General features: G+C 63.8%; 10 protein-coding genes and 1 pseudogene. 6 read left to right on the forward strand and 5 right to left on the reverse strand.

Annotated features, from left to right (window positions below; translation table 11 throughout):
* Positions 1 to 84: 84 nt before the first annotated feature.
* Both ACRQ5J_RS07460 and ACRQ5J_RS07465 read right to left on the reverse strand, forming a co-directional pair.
* A complete protein-coding gene (locus ACRQ5J_RS07460; protein WP_432382247.1) occupies positions 85 to 810 on the reverse strand; it encodes a 16S rRNA (uracil(1498)-N(3))-methyltransferase in 726 nt (241 codons plus the stop codon).
* 762 nt (positions 811 to 1572) lie between these two features.
* Positions 1573 to 1794 carry a hypothetical protein gene (locus ACRQ5J_RS07465; RefSeq protein ID WP_432382249.1) on the reverse strand — a complete coding sequence of 74 codons (222 nt, stop codon included), beginning with the start codon at positions 1792 to 1794 and terminating at the stop codon, positions 1573 to 1575.
* Positions 1795 to 2853: 1059 nt separating this feature from the next.
* Between ACRQ5J_RS07465 and ACRQ5J_RS07470 the strand changes: the two genes are divergently transcribed.
* From ACRQ5J_RS07470 to gap, 3 genes and pseudogenes are all read left to right on the forward strand, one after another.
* On the forward strand, positions 2854 to 4386 hold the full coding sequence (locus ACRQ5J_RS07470; protein WP_432382251.1) for a hypothetical protein: 1533 nt from the start codon (positions 2854 to 2856) through the stop codon (positions 4384 to 4386).
* A 160-nt stretch (positions 4387 to 4546) separates the two neighbouring features.
* Positions 4547 to 6540, forward strand: a pseudogene (tkt, locus tag ACRQ5J_RS07475) (transketolase).
* Between the two features lie 48 nt (positions 6541 to 6588).
* On the forward strand, positions 6589 to 7599 hold the full coding sequence (gene gap, locus ACRQ5J_RS07480; RefSeq protein ID WP_432382253.1) for a type I glyceraldehyde-3-phosphate dehydrogenase: 1011 nt from the start codon (positions 6589 to 6591) through the stop codon (positions 7597 to 7599).
* A 127-nt stretch (positions 7600 to 7726) separates the two neighbouring features.
* On the opposite strand, the gene ACRQ5J_RS07485 is transcribed toward gap, so the two are convergent.
* The 3 genes from ACRQ5J_RS07485 to glnE form a co-directional block, all read right to left on the reverse strand.
* Positions 7727 to 10609, reverse strand: a complete 2883-nt coding sequence (locus tag ACRQ5J_RS07485; protein WP_432382254.1) for a TonB-dependent receptor domain-containing protein — start codon at positions 10607 to 10609, stop codon at positions 7727 to 7729.
* A 179-nt stretch (positions 10610 to 10788) separates the two neighbouring features.
* Positions 10789 to 11241 (reverse strand): cache domain-containing protein, encoded by a 453-nt coding sequence (locus ACRQ5J_RS07490; RefSeq protein WP_432382255.1) that lies wholly within the window; start codon positions 11239 to 11241, stop codon positions 10789 to 10791.
* Positions 11238 to 13988: a bifunctional [glutamate--ammonia ligase]-adenylyl-L-tyrosine phosphorylase/[glutamate--ammonia-ligase] adenylyltransferase gene (gene glnE / locus ACRQ5J_RS07495; protein WP_432382257.1), complete on the reverse strand. Its 2751-nt coding sequence runs from the start codon at positions 13986 to 13988 to the stop codon at positions 11238 to 11240. The genes ACRQ5J_RS07490 and glnE overlap by 4 nt, the downstream gene beginning before the upstream one ends.
* Positions 13989 to 14066: 78 nt before the next feature.
* Between glnE and ACRQ5J_RS07500 the strand changes: the two genes are divergently transcribed.
* The 3 genes from ACRQ5J_RS07500 to tldD are packed head-to-tail and all read left to right on the forward strand — an operon-like array spanning position 14067 to position 20557.
* Entirely contained in the window at positions 14067 to 18257 is a 4191-nt protein-coding gene (locus ACRQ5J_RS07500) for a YhdP family protein (RefSeq protein WP_432382259.1), read from the forward strand.
* Entirely contained in the window at positions 18254 to 19054 is an 801-nt protein-coding gene (locus ACRQ5J_RS07505; RefSeq protein WP_432382261.1) for a carbon-nitrogen hydrolase family protein, read from the forward strand. The genes ACRQ5J_RS07500 and ACRQ5J_RS07505 overlap by 4 nt, the downstream gene beginning before the upstream one ends.
* Positions 19055 to 19096: 42 nt before the next feature.
* Positions 19097 to 20557 (forward strand): metalloprotease TldD, encoded by a 1461-nt coding sequence (gene tldD / locus ACRQ5J_RS07510; RefSeq protein WP_432382263.1) that lies wholly within the window; start codon positions 19097 to 19099, stop codon positions 20555 to 20557.
* Positions 20558 to 20618 lie beyond the last annotated feature (61 nt).

The following is a 20618-nucleotide window of genomic DNA, read 5'->3' on the forward strand; positions in this document are numbered from 1 at the left end:
CATCACCGTGGGCGCCAACCTGAAGTTCTAAGCTTCGGCACGGCCAGAAGCCCCGCCAGCCTTAGGGCTGCGCGGGGTTTTTCTTTAGAAGCCGCCCCATGCGGCGCTCAGCACCGACACCGCCGCCAGCGCCGCCGTCTCGGTGCGCAGGATGCGCGGACCCATCGCCAGCGGCAGGGCGCCGTGGCGCAGCGCCAGGTCTTCCTCCTGCTCGCTCAGGCCGCCTTCGGGGCCGACCACCAGCGTCACCGCTTGCGGCGGCTGGTGGCGCGCCCAGTCGGCCAGCGACTGCCCGGCGCGCGGCGTCAGGATGATGCGCCGGTGCAGGTCCTGCTGGGTGATCCACTGTTTATAGTCTTGCGGCGGCGCCAGGTGCGCCAGCCGGTTGCGGCCGCTCTGCTCGGCGGCCGAGACGATGACGCCGCGCCAGTGGTCCAGCTTTTTCCCGGCCCGCTCAGGCGACAGCCGCACCACGCAGCGTTGCGCCGCCAGCGGCTGGATGCCGGACACGCCCAGTTCGATCGCCTTTTCGATGATCCAGTCCATCTTGCTGCCCTCCGGCAACGCCTGCGCCAGCGTGACGGCGAACGGCAGCTCGACCTCGCGCGCAGTGTGCGCCTTGATCTCGGCCGTGGCGCTGCGCTTGCCGATGTCGATCAGGGCGGCTGTGTACTCGCCGCCATCGCCGTTAAACAGCGTCACCAGCCCGCCTTGGGGCAGGCGCAGCACGTGGACATGGTGCGCCACCGCCTCGGGCAACTGGACGAGCTGGCCGCTGGCCAGCGGCTGGGAAACGTAAAAACGGGGCATGGTGAAAATCCGGGTGAATGATGAATCGCCATTTTAAATCAGGCGGCTGGTACGAAACTGAAAGTTAATATCGCCCCATTATGGTGCAAGCCGAATTCCATGCTGGTGCATACTGACTTTTATTTGCACCAGTAAGTAAACGTAAAAATCGGAGGCAAAATTTTATTCAGCTGAACGCGGTTTTTGCTTCTAGCTGGAAAATTTTATATCGATATATGATTTTTTGCCTAAGCAAACAACGGTATGGGATGGGGAAGCTACGTAGAAAATCTGCCGTTTCATCATAAATTATTTATGGCTCAACTTAAATAAAATAAACCGGTTTTTGGTATTTTTTTCGCTTTCCCGTTGTTTTGTTGCATAACAAAAGTTGTATTGTTGACACACTTGTTTTGCACGTGTTTTTATAGCTGTAGGGACGAGCCATGGCGTCCTTAATTGTTGGTAAGAGCTCTCCATCAGAGAGAGAACGGGTATCGTTGCCTACAAGGCAAAAAAATTTCAAATTGGGAATACACTCATATGTTAAGAAAAACAGTTCTTGTGAACGCGCTGTCGATCGCCTTCGGCACCGCCGCGCTGACCGTTGCCGTGGTACCGCCAGCGATGGCCCAGTCGAACGCCTCGGGTAACATCTACGGCCGCGTAGCACCAGTGCAGCGCGACCTCGGTTGTGCTGAAAAATCTGGACACCAACCAATCGCGTACCACCTCCGTGGACGCCAACGGCAGCTTCAGCGTCACTTCGATGCCGATCGGCCGCTACAGCGCAACGCTGGTCAATGGCAGCACGCAAGGCGCCACCACCAACATCGAAGTGCTGGCTGGCCAGGGTGTTGAAGCCGTGTTTGCGCCAACCGGCGTGCAGTCCGTGCAGGCGAGCGGCCGCCGCAGCCGTATCGACATGAGCTCCGCCAACAACGGCGCGACCTTCACCGCGCGTGAACTGGATAAACTGCCGATCGCCCGTTCGGTCGACGCCATCGTGCAGCTGGCGCCTAACACCACCCGCGGCGATCCGACCTATGCGGCCGGCTCCAGCCTGGGCGGGCGGCGGCGCATCGGAAAATGCTTACTACATCAACGGTTTCCCGGTCACCAACCCGCTGACCCAGCTGGGCGGCTTCGAACTGCCATTCGGCGCGATTGCGCAGGCACAGGTGCTGACCGGCGGCTACGGCGCCGAGTTCGGCCGTTCGGTTGGCGGTGTGGTCAACATCACCACCAAATCCGGTACCAACAACTGGGAAGTGGGCGGCCTGATTTCGACCACGCCAAAAGACACCCGCGCCAAGTACCGCGACATGTATTACGCGAACACCGGCGTGTTCCCAGCAACCGACAATACCTTGCGTATTCGCCGCGAAGACAACAGCCGCGAGCAAACCCAGTACTCGGCCTACGTCGGCGGCCCGCTGATCAAGGATACCTTGTTCGCCTTCGTCGCTCTGGAGCAGACCGAGGACGAAGTATCTGGTGTGTACGGCGGTCGTACCGCGCTGACCAATGCCTCCAACGGCTGGCGCGACTACCAGACCACCACCCAGCGCTACTTCGCCAAGTTGGACTGGTACATCAATGACAACCACCGTATTGAGTACAGCGGTATCGGTGATCTGCCAAAGACCAGCACCCAATACCGTTCGTACGATTACAATACCCGTGCAGTGGGCAGCACCGTCAATTCGTCGACCCGTGAAGAATACGGTCCGTTCAACCCGAACGGCGGCCAGGCTAACATCATCCGCTACATCGGTAACATCACCGACGACTTCACCGTCAATGCGATGTTCGGCAAATCGCGCGCCCGCCACATCTACAACCCGACCGGCTACGACCCAACCCTGGCCCAGGTCAGCGCCTCGACGGAAAACCAGGTGCCAGGCCTGAACTATAACGGCGGTCAGCCGTTCAGCACCAATCAGCCATACAATGGCGCGGAAGACAACGTTATCTCGAAACGTCTCGACCTGGAATACAAACTGGGCAACCATAAACTGCGTGCCGGTCTGGACAACAACAAGATGTCCTCGCTGAACGCCGGTGATGCACCTGGCTGGCGGCGCGCTGTGGACCTACCTGAAAACCGATCCGACCAAGCCCACCACCGTTCCAGGCGGCACCGTGCCAGTACTGACCGGCCGCGGCACTCTGGCGTCGCAGGGTTACTATGTGCAGAAATCGCTGTCGTCGACCGTGTCGAACGCCTACGCCGGCCAGGATGCGCAGTATCTTGAGGACCAATGGCAAGTTACCCCGAAACTGCTGGTGACCGTGGGCGTGCGTCGTGAAGGCTTCTACAACGCCAACCAGGACGGCACCAAGTACATCGAGATGAAGAACCAGATCGCCCCACGTCTGTCCGCAGTATGGGATGCGAATGGCGACAACTCGCTGAAGGTCTTCGGTAGCGCCGGCCGCTACACCCTGCAGATGCCGACCCTGATCGCACTGCGCGGCGCCAACGGTTCGCTGAACACCAGCCAGTACTACACCTACACCGGTACCGACTCGCACGGCGCGCCGACCGGCATCACCGCCGTGACCGACGTGCTGTCGGCCAACAACGAATTCGGCCAGGCCAAGGACCCGAAAACCGTTGCTGCGCTGGACATGAAACCGTCGTATCAGGATGAGATCACGCTGGGCTTCGAAAAAGCCTATAGCCCTGACCTGAACTTCGGCGTGAAGGCAACCTACCGTAAGCTGCAATCGACCATCGACGACTTCTGCGATGGCCGTGTGTTCGACAAGTACGCTGCTGACCACAACATCGACACCTCGAACTACGGTGGCTTTAGCTGCGCCTCGTTCAACCCAGGCGAAGCCAACGACTTCCTGGTCGACTACTCCGGTACCGGCACCAACTACACCAGGGTCCACCTGACCAAGGCAGACCTGGGCTTCGACAAGGCCAAACGTACCTACGCCGCGCTGGACTTCTTCGTTGAGCACCCGTTCCGCAACGGCTGGTACGGTAAGCTGAACTATACGCTGGGCCGCAGCAAAGGTAACACCGAAGGCCAGACGCTGTCCGATACCACGACCGGCCAAGCCGACGTCGCAGCGACCCAGACCTGGGACTACGCGCAGCTGATGAAATATGCCGACGGCCTGCTGCCGAACGATCGCAAGCACCAGATCAAAGGCTTTGGCTACTACGAAGTGACGCCTGAGATCACCGTTGGTGGTTTCGTCACCATCGCTTCGGGTCGTCCACGTTCGTGCTCGGGCACCAACCCGCTGACCCTGAACGATATCGGCTATAACTACCAGTCGGCGTCGCACTACTGCTTCGGCGTGACCGGCGACAAGAACGTACCGTCACCACGCGGCACCGTCGGTCGTCTGCCATGGGAAAAAACCCTGGATCTGAATGCGTCGTGGAAACCGACCTTCCTGCCAGGCCTGACCCTGAAGGTAGACGTGTACAACGTACTGAACGACCAGTCGGCACAGAAAGTGGTTGAGCGTTACAACACCAACAACGCTCGCTATGCTCTGTACGAAGCGGTACTGAACTACACCGCGCCACGCTCGATGAAGTTCAGCGCAGAGTTCAACAAGCGCTTCTAAACGTGCCGCAGCCGGCTTTGCCGGCTGTTGCGCAGCAGGGCGGTGTTCCTACGGGAACGCCGCCCTTTTTCATTTTCCGGGCGCCGCTCTGGTAAAATAGCCAGCTTCAGAAAGTAGCCCGCCTACTGCAAACGCTTTCAAACTCCGTGATTGACACACCATGACTTCTACGCTCCCGCACCCACAAAAGGCTAACGCGATCCGCGCGCTGGCGATGGACGCCGTCCAGAAGGCCAATTCCGGCCACCCAGGCATGCCGATGGGCATGGCCGAGATCGCCGTTGCGCTGTGGAGTGGCCATTACCGCCACAACCCGGCCAACCCGGGCTGGGTGAACCGCGACCGCTTCCTGCTGTCGAACGGCCACGGCTCCATGCTGCACTACGCGCTGCTGCACCTGAGCGGCTACGCGGTGACGATGGACGACATCCAGTCCTTCCGCCAGCTGCATTCGAAGACGCCGGGCCACCCGGAAGTGGGCTACACGCCGGGCGTGGAAACCACCACCGGCCCGCTGGGCCAGGGTATCGCCAACGCGGTCGGCATGGCGCTGGCCGAGTGGCTGCTGGCAAGCGAATTCAACAAGCCGGGCCTGGACGTGGTCGATCACTACACCTACGCCTTCGTCGGCGACGGCTGCCTGATGGAAGGCATCTCGCACGAGGCGTGCGCGCTGGCCGGCACGCTGGGCCTGAAAAAACTGATCGCGCTGTATGACGACAACGGCATTTCGATCGACGGCAAGGTCGAAGGCTGGTTCACCGACGACACCCCGGCCCGTTTCGAAGCCTATGGCTGGAACGTGATCCGCGCGGTCGACGGCCACGATGTCAACGCCGTGGCGGCCGCCATTGAAGCGGCCAAGCAGGCCGACAAGCCGACCCTGATCTGCTGCAAGACCATCATCGGCAAGGGCTCGCCTAATCTGCAAGGCGGCGACAAGGTGCACGGCGCCGCGCTGGGCGACAAGGAAATCGCCGCCGTCCGCGAGTACATCGGCTGGAGCGCCGCGCCGTTCGAGGTGCCGGCCGACGTCTACGCCGCCTGGGACTTCAAGTCGGCCGGCGCCGCGCTGGAAGCCGACTGGTCCGCCAAGTTCGCCGAATACACCGCCAAGTACCCGCAAGAAGCCGCTGAACTGAGCCGCCGCATGGCCGGCGAACTGCCGGCAACTTCGACGCGGCGCTGGCCGCCGGCATCGCCGCCACCGTCGAGAAGAAGGAAAACATCGCCACCCGCAAGGCCAGCCAGAACGCGATCCAGGCGCTGGCGCCGGTGCTGCCGGAATTCCTCGGCGGCTCGGCCGACCTGACCGGCTCCAACCTGACCAACTGGAAGGAGATCACCCCGGTGCGCTCCGGCCAGCCAGGCAACCACATCAACTACGGCGTGCGCGAGTTCGGCATGTCGGCGATCATGAACGGCGTTGCCCTGCACGGCGGCTACATCCCGTTCGGCGCCACCTTCCTGACCTTCGCCGACTACAGCCGCAACGCGCTGCGCATGGCCGCGCTGATGAAACAGCGCTCGATCTTCGTGTTCACCCACGATTCGATCGGCCTGGGCGAAGACGGCCCGACCCACCAGTCGGTCGAGCACGTCTCGTCGCTGCGCCTGATTCCTAACCTGGACAACTGGCGCCCGTGCGACACCACCGAATCGATGGTGGCGTGGGGCGCGGCGGTCAAGCGCAAGAACGGTCCGTCGACGCTGATCTTCTCGCGCCAGAACCTGCCGTACCAGGAGCGTTCGGCCGAGCAGATCGCCGACATCGCGCGCGGCGGCTACGTGCTGAAAGAAGCGGCCGGCGCCAAAGTGACGCTGATCGCCACCGGTTCGGAAATCGAGCTGGCGCAAGCGGCCGCCTCGGCGCTGGCCGCCGAAGGCATCGTCGCGCGCGTGGTGTCGATGCCGTCGACCGACGTGTTCGACCGCCAGGATGCCGCCTACAAGGCGTCGGTGCTGACCAAGGGCGTGCCGCGCGTGGCGATCGAAGCCGGCGTCACCGATTTCTGGTACAAGTACGTTGGCCTGGAAGGCGCCGTGGTCGGCATCGACACCTTCGGCGAGTCGGCCCCGGCGGGCGTGCTGTTCAAGCATTTCGGCTTCACCGTCGACAACGTCGTAGCGAAAGTCAAAGCTGTCATTGCTTAATCTATAATTGCTGGTTGCATTAACAATATTTTTAATCAGGAGCAAAGTATGACGATCAAAGTAGCAATCAATGGCTACGGCCGTATCGGCCGTAATGTACTGCGTGCTTTCTACGAAGGCGGCAAAAAGCAAGACATCCAGATCGTGGCGATCAATGACCTCGGCGACGCCAAGGCCAACGCCCACCTGACCCGCTACGACACCGCCCACGGCAAGTTCCCTGGCACCGTGGAAGTGGACGGCGACAATATGATCGTGAACGGCGACGTGATCCGCGTGTTCGCGCAGCGCAACCCGGCTGAAATCCCATGGGGCGACCTGGGCGTGGACGTGGTGCTCGAGTGCACCGGCTTCTTCACCACCAAGGAAAAAGCCTCGGCCCACCTGAAGGGCGGCGCCAAGAAAGTCATCATCTCGGCCCCGGGCGGCAAGGATGTGGACGCGACCATCGTGTACGGCGTCAACCAGCAGGTGCTGAAGGCCACCGACACCGTGATCTCGAACGCCTCGTGCACCACCAACTGCTTGGCGCCGCTGGTCAAACCGCTCAACGACGCGATCGGCGTTGAAACCGGCCTGATGACCACCGTGCACGCTTACACCAACGACCAGGTGCTGTCGGACGTGATGCACGAAGACCTGCGCCGCGCCCGTTCGGCCACCATGAGCATGATCCCGACCAAGACCGGCGCCGCCGCCGCGGTCGGCCTGGTGCTGCCTGAGCTGAACGGCAAGCTGGACGGTTTCGCGATTCGCGTGCCGACCATCAACGTGTCGCTGGTCGACCTGTCGTTCATCGCCAAGCGCGACACCACCGTGGAAGAAGTCAACGCGCTGATGAAGGCCGCCGCCGAAGGCGCGCTGAAAGAAGTGCTGACCTACCAGACTGAACCGCTGGTGTCGATCGACTTCAACCACAACCCGGCCTCGTCGAATTTCGATTCGACGCTGACCAAGGTGTCGGGCCGCCTGGTGAAAGTATCGTCGTGGTACGACAACGAGTGGGGCTTCTCGAACCGCATGCTGGACACCACCGTCGCCCTGATGAACGCCAAGTAATTCTGCGCCAATCCCGTCGTTCCCGCGCAGGCGGGAACCCATGGAGACTGTGAGCAACAGGCTCAGCATGGATTCCCCTGCGCGGGCATGACGGCGACAGGCCACCTCGCGGTGGCCTTTTTTACGTCTAGCGGAAACGGTATTCCGCGGTCAGCCGCACCGAACGCCCCTGCACGTCGGCCAGGTTTTGCGGGATCACGCCGCCTTCCTCGGAGAACTGGCGCAGGTCCAGCGGCGGCCGCCGGTTGGTAATGTTGCGCACGTACAGCGACAGCGTCAGATCCTTGATGCCGCTGTAGCTGAACGTGTAGTCGAGCCGGCCGTAAGCCTTGACCTTGCACTCGCTGGCGCTCCATTCCAGGTCTTCGCAGCCCTGGCGGGTGTAAACCTCGTCGAAGAAATCGCCCTGCAGCGAGGTGCGGCTTTGGTACACCAGCCGCAGGCCGTTGGTAAAGTTGCCGGTGCGCAGCGTCGACGTCAGGTTCGCCACTGTTTTAGGATAGCTGTAGCGGCCGGCCAGGTTGTCGCCGTAGTTGTTCAGCGTGGCGCTGAAGTTCTTCAGCTCCAGCAGGTAGGTCGCGTTCAGGCCCAGGTCCAGGCGGCCGATGCCGGTGTCGAAGCGGCTGTTGGCGCTCAGGTCGACGCCGCGCGTCTTGGTGCGCGACACGTTCTCGAACTGGCCCGAGGTCGACACCAGCGGCCCGGCGGTGACGCCGTACTGCGCGCGCTCGGCGGGGGTGAAGGTCTTGTCCGACGCCAGCGCGCCGCGGTTGATCACGCCGGCGGGCTGATCCGCTTCCGAGGCCAGCAGGTCGTCGGTGGTCTTCAGGCCGATCTCGTCCTTGCGCTCGATGTGCCAGTAGTCCAGCGACAGATTGCTGCCCCTGACCGGCTCCAGCACGAAGCCGACGGTAGCGCTGCGCGTGGTTTCCGGCTTCAGGCCCGGATTGTTGCGCACCACGCTGGCGACGCCGCCGGCGCACTCGTTCTGCTCGACGATGTCGGCGCGCGCCAGCAGCAGCGCCTGGTTGGGATCGCTGTCGGGCAGGGCGTTGGCCGAGGCGCGCAGATCGCGCGCCAGCGCCCGCGCCTGGTTGCAGCGTTTCGGATCGGTGACGCCGTTGTCGAAGGCGAACTTGCTCGATTGCGCGCTTTCGGTCAGGTTGGGCGCGCGGAAGCCGCCTTCGTAGGTGCCGCGCAGCATGAAGGCCGGCGTCACCTCCCAGCGCGCGGCCACCTTCGGCGAGGCGTGCGCCTTGAATCCGGGGAATTTGTCGACGCGGGCGGCGCCGATCAGTTCGAGCTTGTCGGTGACCGGCAGGTTGACCTCGGTGAACACCGCCTCGGTGGTGCGGCTGGCGTCGGCGCTGGCGGCGCCGTAGCTGACGATGTCGCCGGTGGCCAGATTGGCGGTCGGCGTGATCTTGAATTTCTCGTGGCGCACCTCGCCGCCGACCGCCAGCGCGATGGCGCGCTCGCCGATCTTGCCGACTTCGCCGCTGATCTTGCCGTCGATGAAATATTGCGTGATCTTGCCGTCGTAGCCCTGTTCCGGGAACAGCTGGCGCAGCACCTCGGGCGCGTTCTTCTGGCCCAGCTTGTACAAGCCGTTGAAGAAGTTCGGATCGGCCGCCGTGTATTCGCAATAGCCGGGGAAGTTGGCCTCGCAGGCCGGGTCGCCTGCCAGCGTCCTGGTGTAGTCGCCGACCACGGCCTTGAAGCCGCTGTCGCTCAGTGCGCCATACGAGCGGCTCTTGGTCTTGCTGCCCATGACGCCGACAGCGGAGTCCCAGTCCCACTGGCCGCCCAGCGTGCCGCGCAGGCCGGCCAGCACGCGGTACTGGTCGCTGTCGTTCGGGTTGCCCTGCGGCGCGTCGGCAAAGCGGTAGCGCAGTTCGAGCGGCTCGCCGGTGTTGTTGAGCGGCGAGTCCGGCGACAGGAAGCGGTAGCCGAACTGCTTGCCGGCGCCGGTGGACGGGTCGCCCCAGACGGCGTCGGCGGTGGTCGAGCCATAGGTGCCGGGCGCGCCGATATAGGTGGTCTTGGTCTTGGAGTACAGCAGTTCCGAGTAGGCTTCCATCTGGTTGGCCAGCTTCAGCTTGCCGGACACCAGCGCGTTGACGCGCTCGGCCTTCGGCACCGCCTGGAACTGGGCAAAGCGGTCGTACACGCACAGGCCGGCGGAGTTGAGCGTGGTGCAGCCGGCAACCGGGCCCTGGCCGATCAGGTTGCCGGGGTAGGAGAAGGTGGACGGCGCGCCGCGGTTGCCGAACATCGCGCCGCTGCCGGGCGCCACCGCCGAGAACTTGTCGCCGTAGGCCGGGTTGATATCGTCCACCACCTCGCGCCACATGACGCTGTCGCGCTGGAACACCTCGACGTTGGCCAGCACGTTGTAGCCGTCCTTGTTGTAGTCGCCGAAGCCGCCCGTGAGGCTGGCGGTCTTGGTCTTGAACTGATCGTTTTTCAGCGATTGCTCGTAGTTGGCGCGCGCCTGCACGCCCTGGAAATCGTTGCGGGTGATGATGTTGATGACGCCGGCCACGGCGTCGGAGCCATAAATCGCCGAGCCGCCGTTGCGCAATATTTCCACCCGTTCAATCGCGTCCAGCGGCAGCGAATCCAGGTTGGTAAATACCTCGTTGTAATCGGCCAGTGCATAAGGGGCGACGCGGCGCGAATTCAATAATATCAGCGTCGATTGTTTGCCGAGATTGCGCAGCGATGCCGACGAGGCGCCGCTGGCAAAGGAATTCGAGCCGCCAATATCGGACAAGGCGCTGCTATTGGACGAGGTCAGGGTATCGACGATGTCGCGCACCGAATTGACGCCGAGCCGGGTAATTTCTTCGCGGCGCAATACTTGCACCGGAGTAGCAGTTTCAACATCAATGCGCTTGATATTGGAACCGGTGATAATCACTTTTTCGATAGGGGCATCCTGGGCATACGACGTACCCAGTGCCAGGCCAACAGCAATCACGCTAGCTTTTAAGGCGATCTTTTTCATGCACTCTCTCCCGGGGTGGTTATTTATCGTTGTGATACTGCCAAGCCAGTATAGGCAAAAAATAAAGTTTGTTCAGCGCGCACGATAGAAATACAACAACCCGCGCCGGGCGCGCAGAGGAGAGTCAGGCTGCTTTCTAGCCTGTTTGCGCCAATTTCTGGCACGTTACGGGGGAGGGATTATTTGTAGGCGCCGGAGCCGATCAGAAAGTCGTCGACTTTCTCGACATAGCCGGTCTTCGACTCGACTGCCTTGGTGACTGGATTGGGCCATTTGAATTCGACCCAGCCGCTGCCTTTTGTTTTCGCCACCGCAATCATTTCTTTAATCATGAACTTGCCTTGAATATCCTTGAGACCGATTAAAGATTGCCCGACCATCTTGGGATTATTTCCGTGAGCTAAAGCAATACCATTAAAGTCATACACATAAATATACAGATCGCGGTCGTGAAATGTGGTGTTGGCCGGATCTGAAATGGCGGCAAAGGTTTTCTGTCTGCCTTCCTTTTTAACCATGGCCACGGCTTTTCTCACCATGGCCACCGCTTCCTCATCGCCGCCCTTGGCTGTCGCCGATGAAACGCCGCACAGCGCAAGGCCGATAACAAATACCGCAAATAATCGTGTCACGGTTTCTCCGGATTATTAAACAAGCTATTCCATAGCGCGCGCACCTGGTCCGCCTGCTCTTCCACCAGGTCCGGCGCGATGCGGGCCAGGTCCTGTCCCTGCAGCCGCAACTGGTGCTGCAGCTTGCGGTATTTGCGGTAGGCGTCGGCGACGCTGGCGGCCAGGCCGGCGTCGATCAGGCCCAGTTCGGCGCAGATGCGCAGCAGGGCAATATTGCCAAAATTGGCAGTCAGCTGCGGGTAGGTGTGGGCGTGTTGCAGCACCAGGTATTGGACGATGAACTCGATGTCGATCATGCCGCCCGGGTCTTGCTTGAGGTCGAACAGGGCGCTGGTGTTCGGCCTGGCGTCCATCATGCGCTTGCGCATCGCGATCACTTCCGGTTTCAGCGGGCCGTCGGCCGGGCGCTCCTTGCGCAGCACCGCCTCGCGGATCTGCTCGAAGCGCTGGCCGATGGCAACGTCGCCGGCGCAGTAGCGGGCGCGCGTCAGCGCCTGGTGCTCCCACACCCAGGCCGCGTTGCTCTGGTATTTCTCGAACGCCGTCACCGACGACACCAGCATGCCGCTGGCGCCGTCCGGGCGCAGCGCGGTGTCGATGTCGAACAGGATGCCGGCCGAGGTGTGCGAGGTCATCCAGGTGATGAAGCGCTGCGCCAGTTTGGCGTACTGGGCCGGCGCCTCCTGGTCGGCGTCGTCGTAGAGGAAGATCACGTCCAGGTCGGACACATAGCCGAGCTCCTTGCCGCCCAGCTTGCCATAGGCGATGACGGTGAACAGCGGCACCTCGCGGTGGCGCGTGGCCACCGTCTGCCAGGCGGCCTTGATGGTGGCGGCAACAATGGTGTCGGCCAGCGCCGACAGGTGGTCGGCCAGCTTTTCCACCGTCAGGTCGCCGGCCAGGTCCTGCGCCAGCAGGTGGAACAGCTGGGCGTGGTGGATTTCGCGCAGGATGTCCATCTGGCGCTCGGTGTCGCCGGGGAAGGCGGCCAGCTGCCTGTCGATGTCGGCGGCCAGCGCCGCCGGGTCGAACACGGCGTTGCGGACGCGGTCGTCGAGCAACTCGTCGAGCAGGATCGGGTGCTGGCTGAGGAATTTGGCGGCCCAGCCGCTGGCGTGCACCATGCGGATCACGCGCGCCAGCGTGTGCGGGTATTCGGTCAGCAGCGACAGGTAGGCCGAGCGGCGCGCAATGGCTTCGAGGAAGTCCAGCAGCCGGCCCAGCGTGGCCAGCTGGCTGCCGCTGGATTCCTGCGACGCCTGGATGATCAGCGGCAGCGCCGTGTTGATCAGTCCCTGCAGGCGGTTGCGGCTGGCCTCGGGCATCGATTGCAGGCGCGGCGCCTGCCAGGTGGCGATCAGGCGCTTGGTGGCGTCCTCCGGCTGCTGGAAGCCGAGCGCGGTAAAGCGCGCGACCATCGCTTCGCGGTTGTCCGGATCGGCGCATTCATTGCTCGATTGCAGCGCGATATCGTTTTCGCCACTTTCGGTCTTGTCCGAGAACATTTCGTCGAACTGGCCGGCGACGAACTGGCGGTGCGCCTCCAGCTGCGCCAGCAGCGTCGCCACGTCGGCCAGGCCCATCATTTCGGCGACGGTCTGGCGGTCGGCGTCGTTGGCCGGCAGCGTGTGGGTCTGGGCGTCGTCGAGGTATTGCAGGCGGTGCTCCAGATTGCGCAGGAAGGTGTAGGAAGCCAGCAGTTGGTAGACGATGGCGTGGCTTAACAGGCCTTTTTCGGCGATGATGCGCAGCGTGGTGCGGGTCGAGCGGTCGCGCAGGGCGGCGTCGCGGCCGCCGCGGATCAGCTGGAACACCTGCGCCAGGAACTCGATCTCGCGGATGCCGCCGCGTCCCAGCTTGACGTTGTTGCTGCGGTCCGGGTGCAGGCGCTCCTGGCGGTTGACCTCGGCCCGGATCTGCGCGTGCATATTGCGGATGGCGTCGATCACGCCGAAGTCCAGGTAGCGGCGGAAGCAGAACGGCCGCACAATGCCGTCCAGCGCGGCGATATCCTCGGCCCGCCCGGTGACCGCGCGCGCCTTGACCCAGGCGTAGCGCTCCCACTCGCGGCCCTGCACGATCAGGTAGTTTTCCACCATGCCCAGGCTGGCGGCCAGCGGCCCCGAGTTGCCATTCGGCCGCAAGGCCATATCGACGCGGAACGTGTAGCCATCTTCTGTGATCTCCGCCAAAGCGGCAATCAGTTTCTTGCCCAGGCGGACAAAAAACTCGTGGTTCGACAGGCCGCGCTGGCCGGCGCCGGCGGCGGTGTCGCCATCCTCGCCGTAGACAAAGATCAGGTCGATGTCGGACGAGACATTCAGCTCGCCGCCGCCCTGCTTGCCCATCGCCAGCACAATCATCTGCTGCGGCGCGCCGGAATCGCGGCCGATCGGCTCGCCGTGCGCGGCCGCCATCTCCGCGTGCAGCTCGGCCATGTGTTTCTGGATGGCAAAGTCGGCGAAGCGCGTCATGGTGTCCACCACCTCGGCCAGATTGGCCAGGCCGGCCAGGTCGCGCCGGATCAGCGTGCAGACCAGCAGGTTGCGCAGGCGGCGCATGGCGCGCGCCAGCGGCAACTTACCAGCTGCTTCTTTTTGTAAATATTCTTCCAGGTCGATACGGGCAAGCGATAATTGCGACAATTCATCGGCCTTGGCGGCACGGTCGGGCGCGGCCGCGAGCCAGCGCTGGTAGAAGCGGGATGCCGAAGGCGGGACAGACGGTGAGACGGACGGTGAACTCATAGGGGGATAAGGTAGAATTGCTCCAAAAACCGAGTTTAGCTATTTATTTGACGCATGGCCTGATTTATTAGCGTATTAATGCAAAAACCAGAAGAGGAGACCGTGACAGGCGAAGGCCCGTTGGCCGCGCGCTGGCATCGGCTTCGTGCCGCCTATCGGTTCTGCAACCAGGCCACCCATCACGTGCTGGGCTTCACGCTGAAGCTGGCATTGCTGGCGTATTTCGCCTTCACCATTCTGTTCCTGACCCTGCGCTACGCGGTGCTGCCGAATATCGACCACTACAAGGACGATATCGAGCGCGCCGCCAGCCGCGCGGTCGGCAATCCGGTCACCATTTCCCGCGTGTATGCCTCGTGGAGCGGCTTCCGTCCCAACCTGTTCCTCGGCGACGTGGTGCTGCACGACCGCCAGGGCCGGCCGGCGCTGACGCTGCCGAGCGTCTCGGCCACGCTGTCGTGGTGGACGGCGATGACCGGCACCGTGCGCTTCCACGCGCTGGAATTGCACCGCCCAGACCTGAACATGCTGCGCGACCGCGACGGCAAGCTGTACGTGGCCGGCATCTTCATCGATCCCGACAAGCCGGGCGACGGCAAGGGACTGGACTGGCTGCTGACCCAGCGCCAGATCGTCATCCACGACGGCCGCGTGCAATGGACCGACCGCACCCGCGCGGCGCCGCCGCTGGCGCTCGACAAGCTGACGCTGGTGTTGCGCAACAACTGGCTGCACCATGAATTTTCCGCGCGCGCCACGCCGCCGGCCGGCCTGGCCGCGCCGCTGGACGTGCGCGCCGACTTCACCCACCCGGCCTTCGGCGCGCGCGTGTCGAATGTATCGATGTGGAAAGGCGAGCTGTACGCCGACGTGCGCCGCGCCGACCTGCTGGCATGGAAAGCCTGGATCGATTACCCGTTTGAGTTGAGCAAGGGCAGCGGCTCGCTGCGCGCCTGGATCGGCATCGACCAGTCGCGCCTGACCGAGGTGACCGCCGATGTCGGCCTGAACGACATCACCGCCGTGCTGGGCAAGGAATTGCCGCTGCTCGATTTGCAGCAGCTGAGCGGGCGCATCGCCGTGCGCGAGGACGTCCGGCCGCCGCTGGCGCGCAAGGGCGCCGTCACGCCGCGCTTCGGCGCCCTGGGCCACAGCCTGCAACTGAACAATCTGACGCTGACCACGCGCGACGGCCTGGTGATGGCACCGACCTCGCTGTCCGAAACCTATGTGGCAGCGGCCGGCGCGCGGCCGGAAAAAGTCGAGCTGCGCGCGCGCCAGCTGGATTTGCAAACGCTGGCCGGGCTGGCCGAGCGCCTGCCGCTGAGCGAGCACCAGCACAAGATGGTGGCCGGCTTCGCCCCGCGCGGCCTGCTGCGCAATTTCTCGGCCGAGTGGCAGGGCACGTTCCCGGCCTTGCAGACCTACCGCGTCAAGGGCGAGCTGGTGGCGCTGGGCCTGAAACCGCAGCCGCCGCGCCTGCCGCAGCCGAAGTCGGGCAAGACGCCGGCCATCGCCGGCATGCCGGCCATTCCCGGCTTCGACAATCTCAGCGGCGCAATCGACGCCACCGAGAAGGGCGGCAGCTTCAGCCTCAATTCGCAACAGCTGGTGTTGCAGATGCCGGATTACTTTGCCGAAGCGTCGATGCCGTTCGACCACCTCGACCTCAAGGCGCGCTGGTCGTTCGAGGCCGGCAACCAGCTGCTGTTCCAGATCGACGACCTCGATTTCGAGCAGGAAGGCCTGAAAGGCACGCTGCAAGGTTCGCACCTGCTGTCGCTGGAAGGCAAGGGACCGGGCAAGGCCGACCTGAGCGGAACGCTGACCGGCTTCCAGATCAACCGCATCGGCCGCTACCTGCCGATGCAGACGCCGCACGACCTGACCCGCTGGCTGACCGGCGCGCTCGAAGTCGGCGAGGCCAGCGACGTGACCATCCGCCTGCGCGGCGACCTGGCGCATTTCCCGTTCCATGGCGACAGCAAGGCGCAGGGCGAGTTCCGCGTCGCCGGCAAGCTGAGCGACGCCAGGCTGAACTACGAGCCGGGCTACTACCTGCACGACGGCAAGGAAATCGGCAAGGATGGCAAGCCGCTGCCGCTGTGGCCGCAGGCCGAGCACATCAACGGCAGCTTCGTGTTCGAGCGCGCGCGCATGGAAATTCGCGGCGACACCGCCACCACCGCCGGCGTTGCGCTGAGCAATGTGAAAGCCGTGATTCCGGACCTGACCATCCACGATTCGATGCTGGAGATTGACGGCAACGCGGCCGGGCCGATGCAGGAATTCCTCAAGTATGTGGCGATCAGCCCGGTGCTGGACTGGATTTCGCACTTCACCGACGAAACCCAGGCCAGCGGCAACGCCAGGCTGGCGCTGAGCCTGCGCATTCCGCTGGCGCACGCCATCGACACCAAGGTCAACGGCACGCTGCAACTGGCCAACAACGACATCACGTTGATGAACGATTTGCCGGTGGTGCAATCGGCGCAGGGCAAGATCGAATTCAACGAGCGCGGCGTCAATCTGAACCAGCTGTCGGGCAACTTCCTCGGCGGGCCGGTGTCGATCACCGGCGGCAGCCAGAAGGACAATGCCATCGTCGTCAAGCTCGGCGGTCTGATGACGGCCGACGGCTTCCGCCAGACCTACGCGATGCCTGCCATGCAGCGTCTCGGCGAGCGCTTCGCCGGCGCCACGCGCTACAGCGGCACGGTGACGGTGCGCGACCACCAGTTGCAGATCGCCGTTGATTCCAGCCTCAACGGCCTGGCGCTGGACTTGCCGGCGCCGCTGGCCAAGAGCGCCGGCGACAGCATGCCGGTGCGCTTCCTGCTGAGCGCGGGGCTGACGCCGGACGCGGGCGGCTACCTGCATGACGACATCCGCATCAGCCTTGGCGGCAGCGTGGCGGCGCGCTACCAGCGGCAGAAAATGCCGCGCCAGCACTGGAAGCTGGTGCGCGGCGGCATCGGCGTCAACGCGCCGGCGCCGGAGCCGGACAGCGGCATGGCCTTCAACATCAATATGCGCCAGTTCAACGTCGATACCTGGCTGGACTTCAGCGACGCTGTCGCCGGCGCCGGCGCCGGTGCGGCGGCTTCCGGCGCCTCCGCCACCACGGCCGAGGCCGCCGACTTCACGCAGTATGTCATGCCCGATACCATCGCCGCGCGCGCCAGCGAACTGATCGTTGGCGGCCGCAAGCTGGAAAACATCGTCATCGGCGTCAGCCACCAGAAGGGCAACTGGCAGGCCAGCATCGATTCGACCCAGGCCAACGGCTACATCACCTGGGTCGAGCCGTCCGGCGGCGCCGGCCTGGGCAAGGTGACGGCGCGGCTGTCATCGCTGGTGATTCCGGCCTCGGCCTCGACCGAGGTGCAGGATCTGCTCGACGGCAAGAGCGCCGCCGCCACCATCCCGGCGCTGGACGTGGTGGTCGAGCGTTTCGAGCTGTTCAACAAGCCGCTGGGGCGGCTGGAATTGCAGGCCAATAACGCCCAGCAGGGCAGCGCGCGCGAGTGGCGGGTCAGCAAGCTGGCGCTGGCCAACGCCGACGGCGAACTGAACGGTTCGGGCAAATGGGTCAGCAGGAACGGCCAGCACGACACCAGCCTCAACTTCAACCTGGCGATCCACGATTCCGGCAAGCTGCTGGAGCGCTTCGGCTTTGTCGACACGGTCAAGAACGGCAAGGGCACGCTGAAGGGCGATATCGCCTGGAAAGGCGTGCCGTATGCGCTCGACCTGCCTAGCCTGTCCGGCCAGATCACGCTGAACGTGGAAAAAGGCCAGTTCCTCAAGCAGGACCCGGGCGCCGCCAAGCTGCTCGGCGTGCTGAGCCTGCAAGCGTTGCCGCGCCTGCTCAAACTGGACTTCCACGACGTCTTCTCGGAAGGGCTGGCGTTCGACGGCATCACCGCCAACGCCAGCATCGCGCGCGGCATCGTCAAGACCGACAACTTGAAAATGCACGGCGTGTCCGCAACTGTGCTGATGGACGGCAGCGCCGACATCGCCAACGAAACCACCAACCTGCATGTGGTGGTGATACCGCAGGTCAACCTCGGCACGGCGCCGCTGGTGTATGCGCTGGCGGTCAACCCGGTCATCGGCCTCGGCAGTTTCCTGGCGCAACTGTTCCTCAGTGCACCGGTGATGAAGGCGCTGACATATCATATGCAGGTGTCGGGGCCATGGAAGGCGCCGGTCGTGACCAAGCTCGACGCTACAAAACCAGAACCTACCAAGGGAACGCCATGAACCATATTGTTGCCGCCATTCAAATGATTTCCTCGCCGACCGTCGACCAGAACATCGCCACCGCGCGCCGGCTGGTGACGCAGGCCGCGCAGGACGGCGCCGGGCTGGTGCTGCTGCCGGAATACTGGGCCATCATGGGCCTGACCGACAGCGACAAGGTGAAAGTGGCCGAGCCGCTCGGCAGCGGCCCGATCCAGGACTTCATGGCCGGCCTGGCGCGCGAGCTGAAAATCTGGCTGATCGGCGGCACGTTGCCGCTGGCCTCCGATGACGCGGAGAAAGTCATCAACACCACGCTGGTGTACAACCCGGACGGCGAGCACGCCAGCCGCTACGACAAGATCCACCTGTTCGGCTTCACCAAGGGCAGCGAGTCGTACAACGAATCGAAGACGATTGTGCCGGGCAAGCAGGTCGGCGTGTTCGAGGCGCCGTTCGGCAAGGTCGGCATGTCGGTGTGCTACGACCTGCGCTTCCCGGAGCTGTTCCGCGCCATGGGCCCGGTATCGCTGATCGTGGTGCCGGCCGCCTTCACCTACACCACCGGCATGGCGCACTGGGAGATCCTGCTGCGCGCGCGCGCCATCGAAAACCAGTGCTATGTGCTGGCCGCTGCGCAGGGCGGCATCCACCCGAACGGCCGCCGCACCTGGGGCCACAGCATGCTGATCGACCCGTGGGGCACGGTCAAGGCGGTGCAGGCCGAGGGCGAGGGCGTGGTGCGGGGCGAAATCGATCTCGAATACATGCAAGGCGTGCGCGACAGCTTGCCGGCCCTGAAACACCGGACCATGTGATATCCACTACAATGCCGGTAACACCTAACAGAAAGCATCACCATGAAGCCATTTGAACCGAATCTGTCCACCCTGGCCGTAGCGCGCGATATCCTGCTGACGCCGTTCGGGCTGGACGAGGCCAAGCTGCTCAAGACGCTGGGCGCGATGTTCACCCACAAGGTCGACTACGCCGACTTGTATTTCCAATTTACCAAAAACGAGGGCTGGAGCCTGGAAGAGGGCATCGTCAAGACCGGCAGCTTCTCGATCGACCAGGGCGTCGGCGTGCGCGCGGTGTCGGGCGACAAGACCGCGTTTTCGTATTCGGACGAAATCTCCGAGGCGGCGCTGCTCGACGCCGCCTCGGCCACGCGCACCATCGCCCGCGCCGGCGCCGGCAAGGTGAAGGTGGCGGGCGCCATGAACCATGTCGGCGGCCGCTCGCTGTACCTGCCGCACGATCCGCTGGTGTCGCTGGACGCCACCGCCAAGGTGGCGCTGCTGGAGCGCATCGAAAAGATGGCGCGCGCCAAGGACCCGCGCGTGGTGCAGGTGATGGCCAGCCTGGCCGGCGAATACGACGTGGTGCTGGTGGTGCGCAGCGATGGCGTGCTGGCGGCCGACATCCGGCCGCTGGTGCGCGTGTCGCTGACCGTCATCGTCGAACAGAACGGCCGCCGCGAAGTCGGCTCGTCGGGCGGCGGCGGCCGCTACGATTACGGCTACTTCAGCGACGCGCTGCTGGAGCAGTACGCGGATGACGCCGTGAAATCGGCGGTCGTCAACCTCGACGCGCGCCCGGCGCCGGCAGGCCCGATGACCGTGGTGCTGGGCCCTGGCTGGCCGGGCATCCTGCTGCACGAGGCGATTGGCCACGGCCTCGAAGGCGACTTCAACCGCAAAGGCTCGTCGACCTTTGCCGGCCGCATCGGCGACCGCGTGGCGGCCAAGGGCGTCACCGTGGTCGATGACGGCACGCTGGCCGACCGCCGCGGCTCGCTGAACATCGACGACGAAGGCAATCCGACCCAGTGCACCACGCTGATCGAAGATGGCATCCTGAAGGGCTACATCCAGGACACGATGAACGCGCGCCTGATGAAAATGCCGGTGACCGGCAACGCGCGGCGCGAATCGTTCGCGCACCTGCCGATGCCGCGCATGACCAACACCTACATGCTGGGCGGCGACAAGGACCCGGGCGAAATCCTGGCGTCGGTGAAGAACGGCCTGTACGCGGTGAACTTTGGCGGCGGCCAGGTCGACATCACCAACGGCAAGTTCGTGTTCTCGGCCAGCGAGGCTTACATGATCGAGAATGGCAAGATCACCTATCCGGTGAAGGGCGCTACGCTGATCGGCAATGGTCCCGAGGTGCTGAACCGGGTGTCGATGATCGGCAACGACATGAAGCTGGACCCGGGCGTGGGCGTATGCGGCAAGGAAGGGCAGAGCGTGCCGGTCGGCGTTGGCCAGCCGACGCTGCGCATCGACGGCGTCACCGTCGGCGGCACCGCCTGACCGTCGCTCCCGCGCAGGCGGGAGTCCATGGAACGCATGCTCGGCATGGACTCCCGCCTGC

The sequence above is a fragment of the Duganella sp. P38 genome, from assembly GCF_050859475.1.
Classification (GTDB): domain Bacteria; phylum Pseudomonadota; class Gammaproteobacteria; order Burkholderiales; family Burkholderiaceae_D; genus Rugamonas.

Bases quoted from the DNA above. Each gene is read 5' to 3' on its own strand.
- ACRQ5J_RS07460 (WP_432382247.1), bottom strand. From the start codon at position 810: ATGCCCCGTTTTTACGTTTCCCAGCCGCTGGCCAGCGGCCAGCTCGTC.
- ACRQ5J_RS07465 (WP_432382249.1), bottom strand. From the start codon at position 1,794: ATGGCGTCGACCGAACGGGCGATCGGCAGTTTATCCAGTTCACGCGCG.
- gap (WP_432382253.1), top strand. From the start codon at position 6,589: ATGACGATCAAAGTAGCAATCAATGGCTACGGCCGTATCGGCCGTAAT.
- ACRQ5J_RS07485 (WP_432382254.1), bottom strand. From the start codon at position 10,609: ATGAAAAAGATCGCCTTAAAAGCTAGCGTGATTGCTGTTGGCCTGGCA.
- glnE (WP_432382257.1), bottom strand. From the start codon at position 13,988: ATGAGTTCACCGTCCGTCTCACCGTCTGTCCCGCCTTCGGCATCCCGC.
- ACRQ5J_RS07500 (WP_432382259.1), top strand. From the start codon at position 14,067: ATGCAAAAACCAGAAGAGGAGACCGTGACAGGCGAAGGCCCGTTGGCC.
- ACRQ5J_RS07505 (WP_432382261.1), top strand. From the start codon at position 18,254: ATGAACCATATTGTTGCCGCCATTCAAATGATTTCCTCGCCGACCGTC.
- tldD (WP_432382263.1), top strand. From the start codon at position 19,097: ATGAAGCCATTTGAACCGAATCTGTCCACCCTGGCCGTAGCGCGCGAT.